Annotated in this window: 20 protein-coding genes; 14 read left to right on the forward strand and 6 right to left on the reverse strand. The window is 70.2% G+C overall.

The window, feature by feature from the left end; translation table 11 throughout:
* The first annotated feature begins 183 nt into the window (after positions 1-183).
* From HHX31_RS32240 to HHX31_RS32260, 5 genes are all read left to right on the forward strand, one after another.
* Positions 184-3,870 carry a multifunctional oxoglutarate decarboxylase/oxoglutarate dehydrogenase thiamine pyrophosphate-binding subunit/dihydrolipoyllysine-residue succinyltransferase subunit gene (locus tag HHX31_RS32240; RefSeq protein ID WP_169953358.1) on the forward strand — a complete coding sequence of 1,229 codons (3,687 nt, stop codon included), beginning with the start codon at positions 184-186 and terminating at the stop codon, positions 3,868-3,870.
* Between the two features lie 84 nt (positions 3,871-3,954).
* The gene (locus tag HHX31_RS32245; protein WP_169953360.1) at positions 3,955-4,131 is read left to right on the forward strand and encodes a DUF6104 family protein; all 177 of its coding nucleotides are present in this window, start codon (positions 3,955-3,957) and stop codon (positions 4,129-4,131) included.
* Between the two features lie 216 nt (positions 4,132-4,347).
* A complete protein-coding gene (locus tag HHX31_RS32250) occupies positions 4,348-5,169 on the forward strand; it encodes a DUF4097 family beta strand repeat-containing protein (RefSeq protein WP_169953362.1) in 822 nt (273 codons plus the stop codon).
* Positions 5,166-5,306 carry a hypothetical protein gene (locus HHX31_RS32255; RefSeq protein WP_169953325.1) on the forward strand — a complete coding sequence of 47 codons (141 nt, stop codon included), beginning with the start codon at positions 5,166-5,168 and terminating at the stop codon, positions 5,304-5,306. The genes HHX31_RS32250 and HHX31_RS32255 overlap by 4 nt, the downstream gene beginning before the upstream one ends.
* Positions 5,303-6,025 carry a PadR family transcriptional regulator gene (locus tag HHX31_RS32260; RefSeq protein WP_169953364.1) on the forward strand — a complete coding sequence of 241 codons (723 nt, stop codon included), beginning with the start codon at positions 5,303-5,305 and terminating at the stop codon, positions 6,023-6,025. The genes HHX31_RS32255 and HHX31_RS32260 overlap by 4 nt, the downstream gene beginning before the upstream one ends.
* Before the next feature lie 136 nt (positions 6,026-6,161).
* On the opposite strand, the gene HHX31_RS32265 is transcribed toward HHX31_RS32260, so the two are convergent.
* The gene (locus HHX31_RS32265) at positions 6,162-7,124 is read right to left on the reverse strand and encodes a zinc-binding dehydrogenase (RefSeq protein WP_169953366.1); all 963 of its coding nucleotides are present in this window, start codon (positions 7,122-7,124) and stop codon (positions 6,162-6,164) included.
* Positions 7,125-7,474: 350 nt separating this feature from the next.
* On the opposite strand from HHX31_RS32265, the gene HHX31_RS32270 reads away from it, so the two are divergent.
* The gene (locus tag HHX31_RS32270) at positions 7,475-8,659 is read left to right on the forward strand and encodes a serine protease (RefSeq protein WP_169953368.1); all 1,185 of its coding nucleotides are present in this window, start codon (positions 7,475-7,477) and stop codon (positions 8,657-8,659) included.
* A gap of 117 nt (positions 8,660-8,776) precedes the next feature.
* Here the strand turns inward: HHX31_RS32270 and HHX31_RS32275 are convergent, their stop codons facing one another.
* Positions 8,777-9,313 (reverse strand): SSI family serine proteinase inhibitor, encoded by a 537-nt coding sequence (locus HHX31_RS32275; protein WP_169953370.1) that lies wholly within the window; start codon positions 9,311-9,313, stop codon positions 8,777-8,779.
* Positions 9,314-9,524: 211 nt separating this feature from the next.
* Here HHX31_RS32275 and HHX31_RS32280 point away from each other — a divergent pair, with 211 nt between their 5' ends.
* From HHX31_RS32280 to HHX31_RS32295, 4 genes are all read left to right on the forward strand, one after another.
* A complete protein-coding gene (locus tag HHX31_RS32280) occupies positions 9,525-10,652 on the forward strand; it encodes a trypsin-like serine protease (protein WP_169953372.1) in 1,128 nt (375 codons plus the stop codon).
* Between the two features lie 289 nt (positions 10,653-10,941).
* On the forward strand, positions 10,942-12,123 hold the full coding sequence (locus HHX31_RS32285; protein ID WP_169953374.1) for a serine protease: 1,182 nt from the start codon (positions 10,942-10,944) through the stop codon (positions 12,121-12,123).
* A gap of 70 nt (positions 12,124-12,193) precedes the next feature.
* Entirely contained in the window at positions 12,194-12,478 is a 285-nt protein-coding gene (locus HHX31_RS32290) for a hypothetical protein (RefSeq protein ID WP_169953376.1), read from the forward strand.
* A gap of 165 nt (positions 12,479-12,643) precedes the next feature.
* Positions 12,644-13,741, forward strand: coding sequence for a serine protease (locus HHX31_RS32295; protein ID WP_249347266.1), 1,098 nt, complete (start codon positions 12,644-12,646; stop codon positions 13,739-13,741).
* A gap of 25 nt (positions 13,742-13,766) precedes the next feature.
* Here the strand turns inward: HHX31_RS32295 and HHX31_RS32300 are convergent, their stop codons facing one another.
* Both HHX31_RS32300 and HHX31_RS32305 read right to left on the reverse strand, forming a co-directional pair.
* Positions 13,767-15,158 carry a hypothetical protein gene (locus tag HHX31_RS32300; protein ID WP_169953378.1) on the reverse strand — a complete coding sequence of 464 codons (1,392 nt, stop codon included), beginning with the start codon at positions 15,156-15,158 and terminating at the stop codon, positions 13,767-13,769.
* 178 nt (positions 15,159-15,336) lie between these two features.
* A complete protein-coding gene (locus HHX31_RS32305) occupies positions 15,337-16,500 on the reverse strand; it encodes an NADP-dependent malic enzyme (protein WP_211590627.1) in 1,164 nt (387 codons plus the stop codon).
* A 300-nt stretch (positions 16,501-16,800) separates the two neighbouring features.
* On the opposite strand from HHX31_RS32305, the gene HHX31_RS32310 reads away from it, so the two are divergent.
* Positions 16,801-17,328 (forward strand): CGNR zinc finger domain-containing protein, encoded by a 528-nt coding sequence (locus tag HHX31_RS32310; protein WP_169953381.1) that lies wholly within the window; start codon positions 16,801-16,803, stop codon positions 17,326-17,328.
* Positions 17,329-17,371: 43 nt separating this feature from the next.
* Here the strand turns inward: HHX31_RS32310 and HHX31_RS32315 are convergent, their stop codons facing one another.
* Positions 17,372-17,686, reverse strand: coding sequence for a S24 family peptidase (locus tag HHX31_RS32315; protein ID WP_311932462.1), 315 nt, complete (start codon positions 17,684-17,686; stop codon positions 17,372-17,374).
* 84 nt (positions 17,687-17,770) lie between these two features.
* On the opposite strand from HHX31_RS32315, the gene sodN reads away from it, so the two are divergent.
* From sodN to HHX31_RS32330, 3 genes are all read left to right on the forward strand, one after another.
* A complete protein-coding gene (sodN, locus tag HHX31_RS32320; RefSeq protein WP_169953384.1) occupies positions 17,771-18,172 on the forward strand; it encodes a superoxide dismutase, Ni in 402 nt (133 codons plus the stop codon).
* Positions 18,173-18,385: 213 nt separating this feature from the next.
* Positions 18,386-18,811, forward strand: coding sequence for an ATP-binding protein (locus HHX31_RS32325; RefSeq protein WP_169953386.1), 426 nt, complete (start codon positions 18,386-18,388; stop codon positions 18,809-18,811).
* Positions 18,811-19,611, forward strand: a complete 801-nt coding sequence (locus tag HHX31_RS32330) for an RNA polymerase sigma factor SigF (RefSeq protein ID WP_169953388.1) — start codon at positions 18,811-18,813, stop codon at positions 19,609-19,611. Before HHX31_RS32325 ends, HHX31_RS32330 begins: the two co-directional genes overlap by 1 nt.
* 160 nt (positions 19,612-19,771) lie before the next feature.
* Here the strand turns inward: HHX31_RS32330 and HHX31_RS32335 are convergent, their stop codons facing one another.
* Complete coding sequence (locus HHX31_RS32335; RefSeq protein ID WP_311932463.1) at positions 19,772-20,182, reverse strand: hypothetical protein; 411 nt, start codon at positions 20,180-20,182, stop codon at positions 19,772-19,774.
* Between the last annotated feature and the right edge of the window lie 78 nt (positions 20,183-20,260).

The following is a 20,260-nucleotide window of genomic DNA, read 5'->3' on the forward strand; positions in this document are numbered from 1 at the left end:
CCAGACGGTGAGACACACCTCACCACCCAGACGGGCTATCCGCGCGTGACCTCTTTTATCGATCCTGGAACAATGGGCCGAGACCTGCGACCGGCCGGGGCGCACCTCGGTGTGCGAGGAGAGTAGCCTTGGACAGGTTCACCAAACATCAACGCCGATCTGCGGAAGAGGGCGATTTCCGCCGTGTCGTCTGAGTCGTCGCGGACAAACCCGCTGGCAAGCTTCGGGCAAAATGAGTGGCTTGTCGACGAGTTGTACCAGAAGTATCTCGAAGATCCCGAGTCTGTTGACCAGGCCTGGTGGCACTTCTTCGCCGACTACAACGGGGCGGCCAAACCCGCTCCACCGAAGTCCGCAGGCGCGGGGAACGGCGCGACCGTCACGGCCGCGCCAGAGGCGCCCGCGCCGGTGACGCCGGCACCGCAGACGGCCCCACCGAAGCCCGCTCCGCAGCCCAAGCCCGAGGCCAAGGCGCCCGCGCCGAAGCAGCAGACCCCGGTGCCGGCGGGCGCGGTCGAGGAGAAGCTGCGCGGCGCCGCCGCGCGCACGGCCGCCAACATGGAGGCATCGCTGGTCGTCCCCACGGCCACCAGCGTCCGCGCGGTCCCCGCCAAGCTCCTCATCGACAACCGCATCGTCATCAACAACCACCTGTCCCGCGGCCGCGGCGGCAAGATCTCCTTTACCCACGTCATCGGCTACGCGATCGTCCGGGCGCTCAAGGCCATGCCCGAGATGAACCACTCGTACGCCGAGGTGGACGGCAAGCCGGTCCTCGTCAGGCCGGAGCACGTGGGGCTCGGCCTCGCGATCGACGTGCAGAAGAGCGACGGCAGCCGTCAGCTGCTTGTCCCCTCGATCAAGCACGCCGAGACGATGGACTTCCGCCAGTTCTGGGTGGCGTACGAGGAGATCGTGCGCAAGGCCCGCGCGGGCAAGCTGGGCGTGGAGGACTTCCAGGGCACCACGATCTCCCTGACCAACCCCGGCACGATCGGCACGGTCCACTCCGTGCCGCGGCTGATGCCCGGCCAGGGCACGATCATCGGCGTCGGCGCGATGGAGTACCCGGCGGAGTACCAGGGCGCGTCCGCGGACACCCTGTCCCGCCTGGCCATCAGCAAGGTGATGACCCTCACCTCCACCTACGACCACCGGATCATCCAGGGCGCCCAGTCGGGCGACTTCCTGCGCCGCATCCACCAGCTCCTGCTCGGCGCGGACGGCTTCTACGACGAGATCTTCCAGTCGCTGCGCATCCCGTACGAGCCGGTCCGCTGGGTCCAGGACATCTCGGCCACCCACGACGACGACGTGGCCAAGTCGGCCCGCGTGCTTGAGCTCATCCACGCGTACCGGGTCCGCGGCCACCTCATGGCCGACACCGACCCGCTGGAGTACCGCCAGCGCAAGCACCCCGACCTCGACATCCAGTCGCACGGGCTGACCCTCTGGGACCTGGAGCGCGAGTTCCCGACCGGCGGCTTCGGCGGCAAGCCGCTGATGAAGCTGCGCGACATCCTCGGCGTGCTGCGCGACTCGTACGTCCGCACGGTCGGCATCGAGTACATGCACATCCAGAACCCCGAGGAGCGGGCCTGGATCCAGACCCGGGTGGAGCAGCCGCACGAGAAGCCCAGCCGTGACGAGCAGCTGCACATCCTGCGCCGGCTCAACACCGCCGAGGCGTTCGAGACCTTCCTGCAGACCAAGTACGTCGGCCAGAAGCGGTTCTCGCTCGAAGGCGGCGAGTCGCTGATCCCGCTGCTCGACTCGGTGATCAGCGACGCGGCCGCGGAGGGCCTCGACGAGGTCGTCATCGGCATGGCGCACCGCGGCCGGCTCAACGTGCTCGCCAACATCGTGGGCAAGTCGTACGCCCAGATCTTCGGCGAGTTCGAGGGCAACATCGACCCCCGCAGCGCGCACGGCTCCGGCGACGTGAAGTACCACCTCGGCGCGAGCGGCGACTTCGTGGCCCCCTGCGGCAAGAAGATCAGCACGTCCGTGGTCGCGAACCCCTCGCACCTGGAGGCCGTCGACCCCGTCCTCGAAGGCGTGGTCCGCGCCAAGCAGGACCTGCTGGAGCGCGGCGAGGAGGGATTCACCGTCCTGCCCGTGCTCGTCCACGGTGACGCGGCGTTCGCCGGCCAGGGCGTGGTCGCCGAGACCCTGCACCTGTCCCAGCTGCGCGGCTACCGCACCGGCGGCACCGTGCACATCGTGGTGAACAACCAGGTCGGCTTCACCACCTCCCCCGCGTCCTCGCGCTCCAGCGTGTACGCCACCGACGTCGCGCGCATGATCCAGGCGCCGATCTTCCACGTGAACGGCGACGACCCCGAGGCCGTCGTCCGCGTGGGCCAGCTCGCCTACGAGTACCGCCAGACGTTCCGCAAGGACGTCGTGATCGACATGATCTGCTACCGGCGGCGCGGCCACAACGAGGGCGACAACCCGGCCTTCACCCAGCCGCTGATGTACGACCTCATCGACGCCAAGCGCTCGACCCGCAAGCTGTACACCGAGGCCCTCATCGGCCGCGGCGACATCACGGTCGAGGAGGCCGAGCAGGCCCTGCGCGACTACCAGGAGCAGCTGGAGCGGGCCTTCACCGAGACCCGCGAGGCCGCCAGGAAGCCGCTGGAGCCGGGCGCGGTCGTGGTCCCCCAGCGCGACGAGCAGATCCCGTGGTCGCACGAGGACACCAAGACGGCGATCTCCGAGGAGGTCGTCAAGCGGGTCATCGACACGCAGCTCAACCTGCCGGAGGGCTTCACCGTCCACCCGCGCCTCGCCCCGGTGATCCAGCGCCGCGGCACCATGATCTCCGAGGACGCGATCGACTGGGCGACCGGTGAGCTGCTCGCGTTCGGCTCGCTGCTCATCGACGACCACCCGGTCCGCCTGGTGGGTCAGGACTCCCGCCGCGGCACCTTCGGCCAGCGCCACGCCGTGCTGGTCGACCGTGTCACCGGCGAGGAGCACACTCCGCTCAAGACGTTCAACCACGGGACCACGAAGTTCTACGTGTACGACTCGCTGCTCAGCGAGTTCGCCGCGATGGGCTTCGAGTACGGCTACAGCGTGGTCCGGCCGGACGCCCTGGTCGCCTGGGAGGCGCAGTTCGGCGACTTCGCCAACGGCGCTCAGTCGATCATCGACGAGTTCATCTCGTCGGGCGAGCAGAAGTGGGGCCAGCGCTCCTCGGTCGTGCTGCTGCTGCCGCACGGCTACGAGGGTCAGGGCCCTGACCACTCCTCCGGCCGCATCGAGCGCTACCTGCAGCTGTGCGCGCAGGACAACATGACGGTGGCGCAGCCGAGCAGCCCGGCGAACTACTTCCACCTGCTGCGCTGGCAGGTGCTGTCGCAGCGGCGCAAGCCCCTGATCGTGTTCACGCCCAAGTCGCTGCTGCGGCTCAAGGCGGCGGCCTCGGCCACGTCGGAGTTCACCAGCGGCGCCTTCCGCCCGGTCATCGGCGACTCGACGGTGGACCCGTCCAACGTCCGGCGGATCGTGGTCTGCTCGGGCAGGATCTACTACGACCTGCTGGCGCGGCGGGAGAAGAGCGGCAGCAACGACGTGGCGCTGGTCCGGTTGGAGCGCATCTACCCGTTCCCGGAGAACCCGCTCAAGGCGGAGCTGAGCCGCTACCCCGACGGCGCGGACCTCGTCTGGGCGCAGGACGAGCCCGTCAACATGGGCCCGTGGCCGTACCTCAGCCTCAAGATGGTGGAGAAGCCCGACCTGCTCGGGGGACGCACCTTCCGCCGGGTCTCGCGTACGCCGAACTCCTCGCCGGCCGTCGGCTCCCACGCCAAGCACGACGAGGAACTGCACGGAATCCTGGACGAGATCTTCGGCTGATCCGAAGTCCCGTACGGCTGAAGAGGTCCCCCACGTCCGTGGGGGGCCTCTCTCCATGAGTCAGGTCGTTCACTGGAGCGAGGTATGTACTTCACCGACAAGGGAATCGAGGAGCTCGTCGAGCGCCGCGGCGAGGAGGAGGTCAGCGTCGGCTGGCTGGCGGAGCGGCTGCGCGAGTTCGTCGACCTCAACCCGGAGTTCGAGGTGCCCGTGGAGCGGCTGGCCACCTGGCTCGCCCGCCTGGACGACGACGACGACTGACCGCACGGGCTGACCGGGCCGCCTGGATGATCGGGCTGACCGGGTGTTTGGGCTGACCGGGCCGCGCTCCTGGTCGGCCCGGTCGGCTGGCCACGAGTCCCGACAAACGCGATATATCTTGACTTTCATGGAACGAGATATATCGTGTAAGGCGATAGTACGTCCGCGCGGTGGCCGCCGCGCGGACACAGGACTTCGCGTGGAAGGGCTCAAGCGATGCCCCAATACACGATCGACTCTCCCGGACGGCTCACGTTCGGAGAGGTCACCGCGCTCAACGTGCGAATCGTGGCGGGCCGGCTCGCCGTACTGGCCAGCGACGGCCCGCCGACCCTCGAAGTGACGGAGGTGGACGGCGCGCCGCTCGTGGTGACCCACGACGACGACGGCCGCCTGACGGTCGCGTACAAGGACCTGACGTGGGACGGGATCCTCGGGTTGTTACGCCCTGGCCCGCGCAGCACCACGCTGACGCTGACCGTGCCGAAGACGTGCCCCGTCCAGGCCGGGGTGGTCGCCGCCACCGCCGTCGTGACGGGCATGGAGGGGGTCACCCGCCTGAAGGCCGTGTCCGGGGACATCGTCCTCGACGGGGTCGGCGGCGAGGTGCGGGCCGAGACGGTCTCCGGCGCGCTGGAGAGCCGGGAACTGGCCGGCGACCTGTCCTTCACCAGCGTCTCAGGCGAGCTCACCATCGCCGGCGGCCGGCCGCGGCGCCTGCGCGCGAACACGGTGTCCGGGCGCGTCACCACAGACCTCGACCTGCTGCCCACCGGTCACGTCACCCTGCACAGCATGTCCGGCACGATCGTCGTACGGCTCCCCCAGGACGTGGACACCGACGTGTCCTTCCGATCGACCTCGGGCCGGATCGAGTCCGCGTTCCCTGAACTGCACGCCTCCGCGACGCCCGGAGGCCGGTCGCTCGGCGGCCGGCTGGGCGGCGGCATGGCATCCCTGTCGGCGACCACCGTGTCCGGCGACGTCACCCTGCTGTGCGGCCAGCCCGCCGCCGGGCGAGCGGAGGAGAGGTCATGAGCACCACCACACCACGCGCCTCCGGCACGACCACACCGCGCGCCTCCGGCACGACCACACCGCGAGCCTCCGGCACGACCACACCGCGCGCCTCCGGCACGACCGCGCTCGGCGCGGAAGGCGGGGAGGCGGCATGAGTCCGGTGTTCGGGCACGGCCGGTTGCGGTTGTACCTGCTGAAGCTGCTGGAGGAGAGCCCGCGGCACGGCTACGAGGTCATCCGGCTCCTGCAGGACCGTTTCCTCGGCGTCTACTCCCCCTCCCCCGGCACGATCTATCCCCGGCTGGCCCGGCTTGAGGAAGAGGGCCTGGTCACCCACGAGGTCGTGGACGGCAAGAAGGTCTTCACCCTCACCGACAAGGGGCGGGCCGAACTGCACGACAGGATGGACGAACTGGCCGACCTGGAGCGGGAGATCACCGCCTCGGTCCAGGACATCGCGCGCGAGGTCAAGGAGGACGTGCGGCAGACCGTACGCTCGCTGCGCGAGGAGCTCACCCAGATGGCCAGGGACATCGGCCACGACAACCGCGACCAGCGACGTGAGCAGAAGGAGGAGTGGCGGCGGCAGCGCGACCACGCCAAGGAGGAGTGGCGCCGCCACAAGCGCCAGTGGCGCGAGGAGAGCGAGCGCTGGCAGCACGAGTGGCGCCGCATCTGGGAGGAGTCCTGGGGGGCCGGCGGCGCCCGGGAGGGCGAGCACGACGCCGCGCTCAGCCGGATGCTGGCCGACTTCGTCGCCGACGTCCATCGGTCGTCCAACACCGGGGTGCCGCACGAACGCGCCCTGGCCGAGTGCCGGGCCGCCCTGGACGAGGCCGCCGAGCGCATCCGCCGGGCCCTGCGCACCCCCTGACTGCCCCCAGACCCCCGACGCCGCCGAAACCGGGCGCCCCCTACAACCGGGCGCCCAGTGACCGGCGGCAGCGTGACCGGCGGGAGGGCGGGCGGCGCCAGCGCCGCCCGCCCCGCCGCCCGCCCCGCGCGGGCCGTCAGAGCGTGAAGACCACCTTGCCGAAGACCTCGCCGCGGTCCATAGCGGCGAAGCCCTCCTCGGCCTCGGCCATCGGCAGCACCCGGTCGATCGTCGGCCGGACGCCCGTCTGCTCCAGGAACACCGCGAGCCGGGCGAGCTGCTCACGCGTCCCCATCGTGGACCCGATGATCGACTTCTGCAGGTAGTAGACCTGCGCGAGCTGCGTGGGAGCCACCATGCCGCTCGTCGCGCCGCAGGTGACGATCCGGCCACCCGGGCGCAGCGAGCTCAGCGAGTGCTTCCAGGTGGCCTCGCCGACCGTCTCCATGACGGCGTCCACCCGCTCGGGCAGCCGCGCTCCCGTCTCGAAGACCTGGTCGGCCCCCAGCGCGAGGGCCCGTTCCCGCTTGTCCTCCGAGCGGCTGGTCGCCCAGACGCGGAAGCCGCCGGCCCGGCCGAGCGCGATCAGCGCGGTCGCCACGCCTCCTCCGGCCCCCTGGACCAGGATGGTCGAGCCCGGCTCCAGCCCGGCCTTGTCGAAGATCATGCGGTAGGCCGTCAGCCAGGCCGTGGGCAGGCAGGCGGCCTCCTCGAAGGTGATCGCCGCCGGCTTGGGGACGAGGTTGCGGCGGGGCACCGCGACCTTCTCCGCGAACGTCCCGTCGTACTTCTCCGACAGCAGCGAACGGTCCGGGTCCAGGGTCTCGTCCCCGTCGACGGGGGTGCCGATCACGGAGTGGACGATGACCTCGTTGCCGTTCTCGTCCACCCCCGACGCGTCGCAGCCGAGCACGATGGGCAGCCGGTCCTGGCTGATCCCCACACCCTTGAGGGTCCACAGGTCGTGATGGTTGAGCGCGGCGGCGCGGACCGTGACGGTCGTCCATCCCTCGGGTACGGCGGGCTCGGGGTGCTCCCCAAGGGTCAGTCCCTTGAGCGGGTCGTGCGGATCGGTCTGAGTGACGGTTACGGCGAACATGCCAGAACATTACTCCGGGCATCCGACCGACCACGGCGCGACCCCCCGCGACAGGCCGCCTCCGGCGCTGCTGATGCTCGGCGATATCACTGGGAACAGAGCGACAGGAAAAGAATAAGACCGGTCGAGAATGGGCGTGAACCTCCGGCCACGGTTATGCGACGTCTTCACCGGCAGCGCCGCTACCTGCGCGGATGCCATTCATAACCACCCGCTATGAATAACAGATAGGGCAACGCACCCGATCTTCTGGTTATAGCCCACACGTCCGGAAAGGCCGGTTCACTAATCTCGGAGCGTTTTCCTGAGGAAATGGGACGCACCCTCACCGTCCCAGGAAAAGGAGCTTCATGATCCCCCGAGCACGGCGCCTGGCCGTACCCCTCACCGGCGCGCTCCTCGCGGCCGGCGTGGTCGGCGCCACCCCTGCGGCCTCCTCGGCCGCGAGTCGCCCGACCCCGATCAGCACGACCCCGATCAGCACGACCCCGGCCGGCCAGGGCGACGTGACCGCCAAGGCCGCGACCCGGGCACCCGCCGAGGCCGCCGCCTTCTGGTCGCCGCAACGGATGCGGGCGGCCAAGGACTACACGGAGGAACTCCGCACCTCCGTCGCGGGATTCGGCAGGACCGGCGACGCCGTCCCGGACGGCAAGGCCGGCACCATCCCGCCCACGGGCCCGCCCGCCGGCGCGGGCAAGGGCAAGGGCAAGAGCGCGGCCGGCGTGCCGAAGCAGGTCAACCTGCCTCCCACGGTCGGCCGCGTGTTCTTCACCCTGCCGGGCAGGAACCCGCTGGACCCGGGCAGCTGGAAATACTGCTCCGGCGCCTCCGTGCAGGGGCGTTACCGCAACGTCGTCGCGACGGCCGGGCACTGCGTCTACGACCCCGTGAGCAACCAGTTCTACGACAACTGGGTGTTCATCCCGTCGTACTGGGACGGCGACCAGTCGTGGGAGGGAAAGGCGCCGTACGGCATCTATCCGGCGACGTGGTTCCAGGCGCACGACGACTTCGTGGTCAGGGAGGACTACGACTACGACTACGCGTTCGTGAACGTGTCGTCGGGGTTCAAGCCGACGCGGAAGACGGAGGGCGGCGTCACCCGCCAGGTGCGCGCCCCGGCAGGACGCCTCGGCGACAACGTGGGCGGGCAGGGCTTCACCTGGAACCGCGGCACCAAGGTCACGATGTTCGCGTTCGGTTACCCCGCGGGCCCACACCCCGACGGCGACCGGCCCTTCACGGGCCGGACGATGAAGTGGTGCTACGGCCGGTCGGCTCCGACCCCGGCGGTGCCCAAGCACGACATCCAGCAGCACATCGGCATCGCGTGCGGCATGACCTCGGGCGCGAGCGGAGGGCCATGGCTGATGGGTTACAAGAGCGCCACCCGCATGGGTTACCTGAACGGCATCAGCAGCGTGGCGTGGGACAGCGACGGCAACAACCGGTACGACCGGATCTCCTCGCCGTACTTCGACGGCGAGACCTACGAGGTCTACAAGGCCGCCGCCGACCGGTGGACCCCGTGACAGCGGGCTGACCGCACCGCCGGCAGGTCCGGCGAAGGGCCCGGCGGACGTGCCGCCGGGCCCTCCGCTTCCTCGTCCTTTACCTTCCCCGTACGCCGCGTGAGGTTGACTGCCGTCTCAGAAGTCGAACAGCTCACCGGCGGCCGACCGCATCTCACAGTCGTTGCCGAAGGTACGCCGGAACTGGGAGTATTCCCCATCCCAGATGCCACTGGCGGTGACCGTGACAGGTGCGTAGATCATCGTGCAGGGCTCGGCCTGCTGCACCCGCAGTGCGCTCGGGTCGAGGCCCGACCTGTTCAGCCAGGCGCACGCCTTCTCCGGGGAGGGATGTGAGCCGCCCACCGGAGCGCAGTTCAGGAAGGCCGACCGCTTCGGAGGCGCCGACTGCTCGCCGTCCGCGACGGTCAGGATCACCGCCCGCACCCGGGAGGCCGGCCTCGCGGCCCGCAGGGCGATCTCGGGTGGCGGCGGAGCCGGCAGGGTGTTCCCCCGCGTCGTCGCCGCACCGTCCTTCGCCGGTGTCACCGGTCCGAGCGCCCCGGAGCCGGCGGTCCTTCCGCCGTCGCCGGCCGCGCCGGGATGGGCCCATGTCAGGGCAGAGGGGCCGGCGGCCAACGCCATACCGGCCAGCAGAACTAGCAGCGGTTTCATACGATCCTCCCGTTTCCCCTGCCACCCAGCGTTCTCAGGGGAGCCGCCGCGGGCAAGCGCCCACTCCGGGACCGCGAAGAAATCTGACGTACCACAGACCACATCGGTTCCGCTGGATTCATAACGAGCTGGGCAAGAAGGGATGCCAGAACCGTGTGGATCTGGAAAAATCACCCCTTACTATCCATATCTCCGCTCTGAGGGGTCCACGGTGACCAGGAAGCTGACACTCGCCGCCGGTGGCGTCGTCGCCGCCGCGAGTGCGGTCGCCGTGCTCTGGAGCCCGCAAGCCGCCGTTCCCGACTCCGTCGCGTCGGATGCCACCACGACGACGGTCTCGGCCGCGGCGGTCATCGGCAAGAACGGGGTCAGCGCCTTCCCCCTCGCCCCGAGCCAGGCCGACGAGCAGCGGGTGGCGGCGTACTGGAGCCCGGCGAGGCTCAAGCAGGCGAGCAGCTACGTGCCGAGCACGAAGCCGTCGCCCTCCACCAAAAGCTCGCCCTCCCTGGTGGAGGTGGGCCCGGGAGACACGAAGCCGGGGGCGGGCGCGCCACGCGCCGCGGCGCCTCCTCCCGCGGCGTCCCCCCCGATGGTGGGCAAGGTCTTCTTCAAGGTCGGCCAGAAGGAGTACTGGTGCTCGGCCTCCGCCGTGCACTCCGCCCGCCGCAACCTCGTCGCCACCGCAGGGCACTGCGCGTACGCGCTGGCCCAGGACGACACCGTGGACAACTGGGTCTTCATCCCCGGCTACCACGACGGGGTCGCCCCCTCCGGCATCTTCGTCGGCCACACCCTCTACATGCACGAGGACTTCGCCGGTCAGGGCGACTTCGACCGCGACTACGCCTTCGTGACCGTGCACCGGGGCTTCACCTGGCAGCCGTACGTCGAAGGCGGTCGGCTCAAGTACCGGTCGGTGGACGTGGGCCGCCTGGAGGACAGGGTGGGCGCCTTCCGCTTCTCCTCCAGCAAGCCGACAGGACGCCCGATCTCCGTCTTCGGCTACCCGGCCGGAGCCAACCCCGACGGCAGCCGCCCGTACACCGGCCAGACGGTGAAGTCCTGCGTCGGCACCACGGAGAAGAAGTTCGTCAGCGCGCCGACCTGGCAACTCGACCACGGGGTGCGGCTGCCGGGCTGCCCGTTCACCGCCGGCGCGAGCGGCGGCCCGTGGGTGATCGGTTACGACGCGGCCAAGCGGACCGGTTATCTGGCCGGCATCACCAGCCTGACCTGGAACATCAGCGGTGGCGGACGCCTCGACGCCGTCTCCACGCCGTACTTCAACCAGATGACCTCTCGGGTCTACAGCCAGGCGAGCAAGCAGGGCACGGGCTGAGCCCTCTCACACCTCCCCGCCCGCCAGTGTGATTCACGTCACACTGGGCGACTTGATCCCACTGCGCACCGTGTGCGGTTTGACACGGAGGGCCGCCGAGTGGACCTGCGCCGATGCCCCGTCGCGATCTCCGATCTGACAGGCGCTGTAAAGAGGCGCGGAAAAGCCGCGGGCACCATGAGGCCGAAAGTCCCTAAGAATCACATAAAAGCGAGAGGTACTGTCTTTACTGGCCCTTTACCCAATCGGTGTGACGCATGTTGCGTACCCTGACAGCACCTGGAGTTCTATGAAGACCCGAGTCAACCGCCTGATCGTCCCCATCGGGGGTGTGGCCGCGGCCGGCCTCATCGGGGCCACCATCGCGGTCCCGGCGCAGGCGGCCCGTGACACGGCCTCCGACCCCCTGGCCGCGAGCGGTGTCGCCGCGAAGAACGTCCTCGCCTACTGGCTCAACCAGAAGGCCTCCAACCTCGTCCGCGCCACCCCGTACGGGTACGAGAGCCAGGTCAGCGCCAAGCACGTCTCGACCGGCGGGCCGTCCGCGGACAGCAAGCCCGGCACCATCTCGCCCACCGGCGGCGGCAAGTCGAGCGGCTCCCTGAAGAACGTGAACCTGCCGCGCACCACCGGCAAGGTCTTCTTCCGCGGCGGGGACGGCAGGCCGCACTGGTGCAGCGCGACCGCCGTCCACTCGAAGTACGGCAACCTGGTCGCGACCGCCGGGCACTGCGTCTACGACACCCGGACGAACCGGGCGACGCTGGACCGCTGGGTCTTCATCCCCGGCTACTACCAGGGCAAGGCGCCGTGGGGCATCTACGTCGGCAAGACGGCCTACACGCACTACGACTTCGACGTCTACGAGGACGGCGACCGCGACTACGCCTTCGTGACCGTCTACAACGGCATCAAGGCGGGACGCGGCGGCGACCTGCGTAGCGTCGCCGAGTGGAACTGGAAGCGGGTCGACAGGAAGACCTACCTCAAGTACGACCGCTTCATCCGCAAGAGCCGGGGCGGCAAGTACTACGTCGTCAAGTTCACCGACGCCGGCCGGCTGGAGAGCAACGTCGGCGCCCAGGGCCTGGCCTACAACCAGAAGGTCGGCAGCTCGGTCTACGTGTTCGGCTACCCGAGCGGGTCGCACCCGGACGGCAACCGCGCCTTCACCGGCCAGACCCTCAAGTGGTCGTACGGCAAGACCTTCGCCGCCAAGGCGCCCTCGGTCAAGGGCGAGGAGCTCGTGGGCGTCAAGTCGTCCTTCACCGGCGAGGGCTCCTCCGGCTCGTCGTGGCTGCTGCGGTACAGCAGCGCCAAGCGGCTCGGCTACCTGAACGGCGTAACCAGCGGAGTCTCCGACACCGACGGCAACAAGCGGATCGACACCAGCGTCTCCCCGTACTTCGACGGCGAGACCTACGGCGTCTACAAGGCCGCCGCCGGCAGCTGGTCCGGCTCCATCGCCTGAGTCGTACGGACTCCGGGCGCCGGCCGGGACGTGGCATGCTGAGCGGACGGCGATCACGAGGAGATCAGCGATGACCCACCCTTCCGGTACACGGCCCGCCCTCCGGCGAACCCCCCTCGACGCGGAGGAGAGGGCGCGCAGCGAGGCCACCTTCTCGCGGCTCGTCGCGGAACACCTCGTCGCGAGCGGCCGCTTCAGGATCACCGCCGACAGTCCGGAGATGGTGGACCTGTGGCAGGCCGTCGCCCGCAGGGTGGGTGAGACGCTGGGGCGGCCGGTGGCCAGCTACGCCAACGGCCGGGACATCGTCATCACATTCGCCCAGCAGGATCAGAGCCTCACCGCACAGCCCTGAGCACCCCCCGGAAGTGCCCCGCCGCGTCGCGGCGGGGCACTTCGTCGTAGAAGGAGCGCAACGAGCATCCGCGTTGTTTTCCCGACTTGATCCCCATCGCTGTATGTTCCTTCGCAGCCCTTTCACATGTGGGGCGCGGGAGACGTTCCACAGCAAGGAGATCCGTTGAAGCGCATCCTCCCCCCGCTGTGGGGTGCGGCGGCGACGGCCGCGTTGCTCGTCACCGGGACGGCGGTGCCCGCTCACGGCTACCAGATCACCGTGACGACGCCCCTCGCGTCCGGCGCGCAGGTGTCTTCCGTGCTCGCCTACTGGCTGGCGGACGGCGGCCGCCCCCTCGCCGCCGCGACCCCCGCGTCCGCCCCCAGCGGCATCCGGGCCACCCCCGTCACGGCCGACGGCGCCCGTCCTGACGGCGCGCGCGGCGTGGTGCCCGCCACGGCCGGGGTCAAGCGGGCCGGCGGCCCGTCGAAGAACGTCAACCTGCCGAGGACGACGGGCAAGGTCTTCTTCGTCGGCTCGGACGGCCGCCCCCACTGGTGCGCGGGCACGTCCGTGCAGTCCTACCACCGCGGTCTCGTCGCGACGGCCGGCCACTGCCTGTACGCCACACGGTCGGCGAGGGGCGCCGCCGCCACGCCGTACCAGAACTGGATCTTCATTCCCGGCTTCACCGGGAGCGGCACGCCGTGGGGCGTCTACGCGGGCGAGCAGGCCTTCGCCCACAGCGACTACACCAGGTACGGCGACCTGGACCGCGACTACGCGTTCGTCCGCGTCCACGCCGGCGTGCTGCCCAAGCGCGTCGCGCTGCGGAACTCCGCGCAGTACGCCGCGTTCTCCGACGGCCCCAAATACCGGACCTCGGCCGGCTACACCGGCGTCAGGCTGCTCCCCGTGGGACGCCTCGGCGACAAGGTCGGCGGCCAGGGCCTCGCCTACAACCTCCAGGTCGACCGGCCGCTCGACATCTTCGGCTACTCCCTGCGGGCCTCCGCGCGGCCCGAGAGCGGGCTCACCCGGGCGTACCGCAGGCCCTTCCTGGTCCAGGACCTGTCCAGGAGCGCCAACGAGCTGGTCGCCGTACGCTCGGCCTTCGCCGCCGCCTCGGGGTCGCCGTGGCTGGCCGCCTACCGCGGCGTGCGGGGCCTCGGCTACCTGAACGGCCTCACCATCGGGCTCTCCGGCACGGGCACCGGCCTGTCGCCGTACTTCGACGGGGAGCTGTTCCACGTCTACGACGCGGCCCGGCGGGCCGGCTGAGTAGCCGGCCCCGGCACTCGGGTCCTCAGACGCCGACCGGCTCCCTGGCCGGGGTCCGCCCGCTCGCCGCGCGGCCCCTGCCGCGCTCCAGCAGCTCCGCCACCCGCGGCTCGGCGGCGTACGGCGCGAACCGCCGGCACATGTCCGCCACGTACGTCCTGGTCCGCGCCGACTGGATGTTGTCGGCGAGATCGAGGGCCGACGACGCCGCCTGGCACGCCTCCTCCAGCTCGCCCGTGTGGACGAGGGCCGTGGCGAGCAGCGAGAGGTTGAACATCTTGCCGCGCACGTAGCGGCCGTCCATCACCAGCGAGCGCCTGGCCTGCCGCACGGCCCGCTCCCCGTCGCCGAGGTCGCGCAGGCAGTGGGCCGACTTCGCGGACAGGTACGCCTCGTCGAAGTAGCCGATCCAGCCGGGCTCGCTCTGCGGCTTGCGCCGGTCGAAGGCGATCTCCGCCTCGTGCAGCGCCCCCGCGCACGCCGTGCGCTCCCCCAGCAGGGCCAGGGCATGCGCCTCCAGCACCCGGGCCTCCGCCAGCAGGGATCCGACCCCCGAGCGCTTGGCCGCCTCCACCGCCGCCCTGGCCAGCTCCAGGCCATGCCGGGGATGCCCGATGTAGACGGCCTGGTGGCTCATCCCGGCCAGGATCTCGCCGCACAGGGCGTGGTCGCCCGCGCCGCGCGCCAGGCCTAGCGCCTGGATCAGGTAGCGCTGGGCCAGCCCGTGCTGCTCCAGGTCGTAGGCCATCCAGCCCGCCAGCCGGGTCAGCTCGGCCGCCGCGGCCGCCAGCGAGCGCCCGGTCGCCTCGCCGTACGCGCCCTCTCGCAGCAGCGGCGTCACGGCGGTGTGCAGGTAGCGCACGACCGGGCCGCGGATGCTGCCGCCGCCGAACCGGTTGTCCAGCTCGCCGAACGACCGGGTGACCTCGTGGATGGCGGCCACGTCCGAGGGGCCGACGCGGCGCGTCCCGCTCGCCGAGAGCCGCTCCCCGTCGGGCGCCGCCAGCCAGCGGACTATGCCCGCGGAACCGGCGCCCAGGGCGAAAGTTGAGTCGAGCAGGAACCTCCGCCGCTCGACGTCGGCCCGCCACAGTGCTGTCACGCTTGCCACGCCCTCCTCCCACGAATGGGGGAACTCCCGTCCCAGATTGAGGGGGACCGTTCCACACGGCATGCCGATGTCCTCCCTGGACACCTGCCGTCCCAGCCGAAGCGAGAAGATCTCCGCCAGCAGGCCGGGAACAGGCTCCCGCGGGCGGCGACCACCGATCCAGCGCAGCACGGAACCGTGGTCGTACCGCATCCCCCGCAGCCCTCGGGTGAAGCCGAGATCGTTGAGCCGGCGGGCCAGCCCCTTGCGGGACAGTCCGGCTTCGTTGAGGTGCTGCTGGAGCAGGCAGTTGGGATCAGGTCGCATCGCTCTCCAACCGGGACAGGCAATAGCCGGATTGGTTACGGAGAGCTTTCTTTATAGCACTTACCGTGAGGAGCTAAAGGGATTCCCAAATGTTTGGGGCTCCTGGACAGGGGAGAAAGCGAAGGGCCGCGCCCCGCGATCACGCGGGTGCGCGGCCCTTCACTGGAGCCGGAGCGGGCTACTTGCGGGCGACGCCGTCCTCCCGGGCCTGCCGGGCGACGGCCGCGATCACGGCGGGTGCGACCCTGGCGTCGAACGGCGAGGGAATGACGTAGGTCTCCGTGACGTCGTCGCCCACCACGGCCGCCAGCGCGTCCGCCGCCGCCACCTTCATGTTCTCGGTGATCGTCGTCGCGCGGACGTCGAGCGCGCCGCGGAAGACCCCGGGGAAGGCCAGCACGTTGTTGATCTGGTTGGGGTAGTCGGACCGCCCGGTGGCGACCACGCGGGCGTACCTGCCCGCCACCTCCGGGTCCACCTCGGGGGTGGGATTGGACAGCGCGAACACCATCGAGTCCGGCGCCATCGCCGCGATGGCGCCTTCGGGAACGGTCGACCCGGAGAGGCCGACGAACACGTCGGCGCCGGCGAGCGCCTGCTCGGTCGACCCGGAGAGGCCGAGCTTGTTGGTGTCACGGGCCAGCGCCCGCTTGACCGGGTTCAGGTCCTCGCGACCGGCGTGGATCACGCCCTTCGAGTCCGAGACCGCGATGTCGCCGATCCCCGCGTTCAGCAGGATCCGCGACACGGCGACGCCGGAGGCCCCGGCGCCGGCCACCACCGCGCGCAGGTCGCCGAGGGACCGTCCGGTGAGACGGGCCGCGTTGCGCAGCGCGGCGAGGACGACGATCGCGGTGCCGTGCTGGTCGTCGTGGAAGACGGGGATGTCGAGCAGCTCGCGCAGCCGCTCCTCCACCTCGAAGCAGCGGGGAGCGCTGATGTCCTCGAGGTTGATGCCGCCGAACGACGGCGCGAGCCTGACCACGGTCTCGACGATCGCGTCCACGTCGGTGCAGTCGATGCAGAGGGGCACCGCGTCGACGCCGGCGAACTGCTTGAACAGCAGGGCCTTGCCCTCCATGACCGGCATGGCGGCGGCCGGCCCGATGTCGCCGAGCCCCAGGACCGCGGTGCCGTCGGAGACCACGGCCACGACGTTGGAGACCCAGGTGTAGTCGTTGACCAGGTCGGGGTTCTCGGCGATGGCGGTGCAGACGCGCGCGACGCCGGGCGTGTAGGCGAGCGACAGGTCGTCGGCGTCGCGAACCGGGACGGTGGAGCGGACCTCCAGCTTGCCGCCGCGGTGCAGGGCGAAAGCGGGGTCCAGGTCGAAAGAGTCCAAGGAAGAAGAAGATGATGTGACGGTCACAGCGACCCCAGTGTCGAAAGGACGAGTTCCTTCGGTAGACGCCGTCAAGAGCACGAGAGCCCCGGCTTCGGTAGCCGCCGGAGGCCGTCGTCGTTGACGGTCGTCTCTTGAGGGGAGTACGGGGGTCACCCGTTCCCCGATTGTGCCACACGATGTGACACAGGCTCGGGCCCGATCGGGTCACATATCGTTGCACATTCAGGTGTTCCCCCAGGCCACCGGGCGTGTAATACTCGGCTTTGCCAGTGATCTCTTACGTACTTGGACGTCCCAGTGGACTTGACGTCTTACGCCGAGCTGGCCGTACAGCTGGTCAACATGGGCGACGAACTCAAGAACCCCTTCTCCCTGCGAGCCCTGCTCGAGGAGACGGGCCGTACGGAGGCGGCCGCGCGCCTCACCCGCCGGGACATCGACGCGCTGTGCGAACTGCGCGACGAGCTCACGGAGGTCTTCGCGTCCGCCGCGGAGGGCGACGAGGAGGACGTGGTCGAGCGGCTCAACGGGCTGCTGGTCCGCCATCCCGTCCATCCGCAGATCTCCGGGCACGACGGCCAGCCGTGGCACCTGCACCTGACCGAGGGCGGCCGGGTCGCCGACGGCCTCGCGGTCGGGTCGGTGATGGGCCTGGCCAGCGTCGTGACCCGGCTCGGCGTGGACCGGCTCGGCATGTGCCAGGCGGCGCCGTGCCGCAACGCCTATCTCGACACCTCGACCAACCGCTCGCGCCGCTACTGCTCCGAGCGGTGCGCCAGCCGGGCGAACGTGGCCGCCTACCGGGCGCGCAAGCGGGGCGCGTGAGCCGGACGGGCCCCTGTGCCGGGGACGCCGGCGGCGTGCGGGCTCAGACGGCGGGCTCGGGGAAGCGCAGTGTGGGCCTCGGCCAGTAGCGCAGCACGACCCTGCCCACGACGTCATCCTCGGGCACCGCGCCGAAGTCCCAGCTGTCCCGGCGCCCCGGGGCCGACTGGTTGTCGCTCTCCAGCCACCAGCCGTCGCCGGTGAGCCGGAAGGCCCGCTTGACGATCAGCCCGTGCGGCCGCCTTGCGACCACCACGTCACCCGGACGGACGGGGCCGCCGCGCCGTACCAGCAGCCAGTCTCCTGGCCGCAGCGCGGGCAGCATCGAGTCGCCGGACACGCGCACAGCGGTGAGCACATCCCCCTCCGCACAGTGATTTCGAGACGAGTAAGGTCGGACCTGGAACAGTGCTGTCACCAGCATTCCTAAGGAAGGATTCCGATGCTCGCACGACTGCTGCGACCCCGGCACGAGGCCTCCGCCCACTGCGACCTGCCGTGCGGGGTCTACGACCCGGCGCAGGCCCGCATCGAGGCCGAGTCGGTGAAGGCGATCATTAACAAGTACGCCGACAACGACGACCCGGTCTTCAGGACGCGCGCGCTGATCATCAAGGAACAGCGGGCCGAGCTGGTCAAGCATCACCTCTGGGTGCTGTGGACCGACTACTTCAAGCCCCCGCACCTCGAGCAGTACCCCCAGCTTCACCAGCTCTTCTGGGACGCCACGAAGCTGGCCGGCGCCGCCGGGGCCAAGGGCACGGTCGACCCGTCCCTGGCCGACGACCTCCTCGCGAAGATCGACGAGATCGCCAAGATCTTCTGGGAGACCAAGGCCGCCTGAGCCTGGGAAACTCGGGCCCCGCACGGCCTTGGAAACCGCGCGGGGCCAGATCATCCCAAGGCCCTTACAAACTCCTCATTCGGTTGCACGGAATTTACGTGCAGGTACCTCCAAGGATCGCCACAATCAGCGCGTCCGCCCGGGGCAGCACCGCGCGAGTGGCGGTAGGTTGCAGTCAGCGGCACTCAGCCGGCTGAAGAGGCGAGGAGGAACGTGACCGAGGAAACCGAGACGCCTGCGGTGGATCTGACCGGGATTCGCGATGCTGTGAGTGTCCGGCTGCCCGCCGTGAGCGCCTATCTGTCCGTGCTGCGCACGGCCACCGCCGGGCTCGCCGCACGGCTCGACTTCACCCTCGACCAGATCGAGGACCTGCGCATCGCCGTCGACGAGGCGTGCGCCATGTTGCTGAGGCACGCTGTGCCCGGAACCGATCTTCTCGCGGAGTTCGAGCTCACGGGCCAGGAGATGACCGTCCGTGTCGAGGTCAACACGCTCGGAGTCACCTCGCCCAACCGGGAGGACTTCGCCTGGATGGTGCTGACCGCGCTGGCCGACGACGTGGACGCGATCTCCGATCACGCCGACCACCTGGCGATCGTGCTGCGTAAGCGCCGGAGCACGGCGAGGCCGTCGTGATGACGGAAAGGACGAGTGCGATGACCTCCGGCGACTCGGCGGTGCCGGACCGCGTACGCGCCCGCACACTCTTCGCCGAGCTGTCGGAGCTCCCGCCGGACGACCCGAAGCGCCAGCGCATCCGCGACGAGCTGGTCGAGCTCCACCTGCCTCTGGTGGAGTACCTGGCCCGCCGCTTCCGCAACCGGGGCGAATGGCTCGACGACCTCACACAGGTCGCCACCATCGGCCTGATCAAGTCGATCGACCGGTTCGACCTCGCCCGCGGAGTGGAGTTCTCCACGTACGCCACTCCGACCATCGTCGGTGAGATCAAGCGGCACTTCCGCGACAAGGGCTGGGCGGTCCGCGTGCCGCGCAGGCTCCAGGAGCTGAAGCTGTCGCTCACCAAGGCCATAAGCGAGCTGTCGCAGCGGGAGAGCAGGGCTCCCACGGTCGCCGAGCTCGCCGTACACCTCGGCATGACCGAGGAGGAGGTCCTGGAGGGCCTGGAGTCGGCCAACGCCTACTCCACCGTGTCGCTCGACGCGCCCGACTCCGGCGACGACGACGCGCCCGCCGTGTCCGACTCGCTCGGCATCGTGGACGAGTCGCTGGAGGGCGTGGAGTACCGCGAGTCGCTCAAGCCGCTGCTCGAACGCCTGCCTCCGCGCGAGAAGCGGATCCTGCTGCTGCGGTTCTTCGGCAACATGACGCAGTCGCAGATCGCCACCGAGCTGGGGATCTCGCAGATGCACGTGTCCCGGCTGCTCGCCCGTACGCTAGCCCAGCTCCGCGAAGGCCTCACCGCCGAGGACTGACCGGGAACGCTCCCGAGCCAGGACGATCGGGCGATCGCCCGGCAGGACGACCGCGACGCCGCGCTCCCCCCGGCGGCGCCCGGTCACAGAACGCGGGCTCAGAAACGCATGGGCTCAGATACGCTTCGGCTTCGGAGCACGGGCTGAGAGACGCACGGGCTCAGGATGCGCCGGGGGCGCCGTCCTCGCCCATGAGGGCGTGGGTGGAGGCCGGTGTGAGCAGCATGACCAGGGCGACCACCGCCGCGGCGACGAGCGGCACTCCGTAGGCGTACTGCGCGGACTGGATGAGGCTGATCGCCACCGGGAGCGCGAATATCTGCGTCACCACGGCCGGGCCCCGGCTCCAGCGCAGCACCAGCCACAGGCCCCAGGCCACCCAGAGCAGCGCGACTCCGCCGACCACGCCGAACCCGGCCACCGCGATGCTGGTGATCAAGTCGGTGGGCTCGCCGATCACGGTCTCGACGGCGACGTAACCGCCCAGGGCGAGAGCGAGCAGGCCCTCTGCGGCCAGGACGGCGGCGGCCACGGTGAGTGTGCCGGGGCGTCCCGCGGAACTGCTGATCACAACGCCCAACCCTACCCGCAGCGGCGCGCGCCCCACTGCGCAGGCGTCACCCGGCGCCGGGGGTAAACCGTTCGTTAA

Source organism: Microbispora sp. H11081 (assembly GCF_012999535.1).
Lineage (GTDB): Bacteria > Actinomycetota > Actinomycetes > Streptosporangiales > Streptosporangiaceae > Microbispora.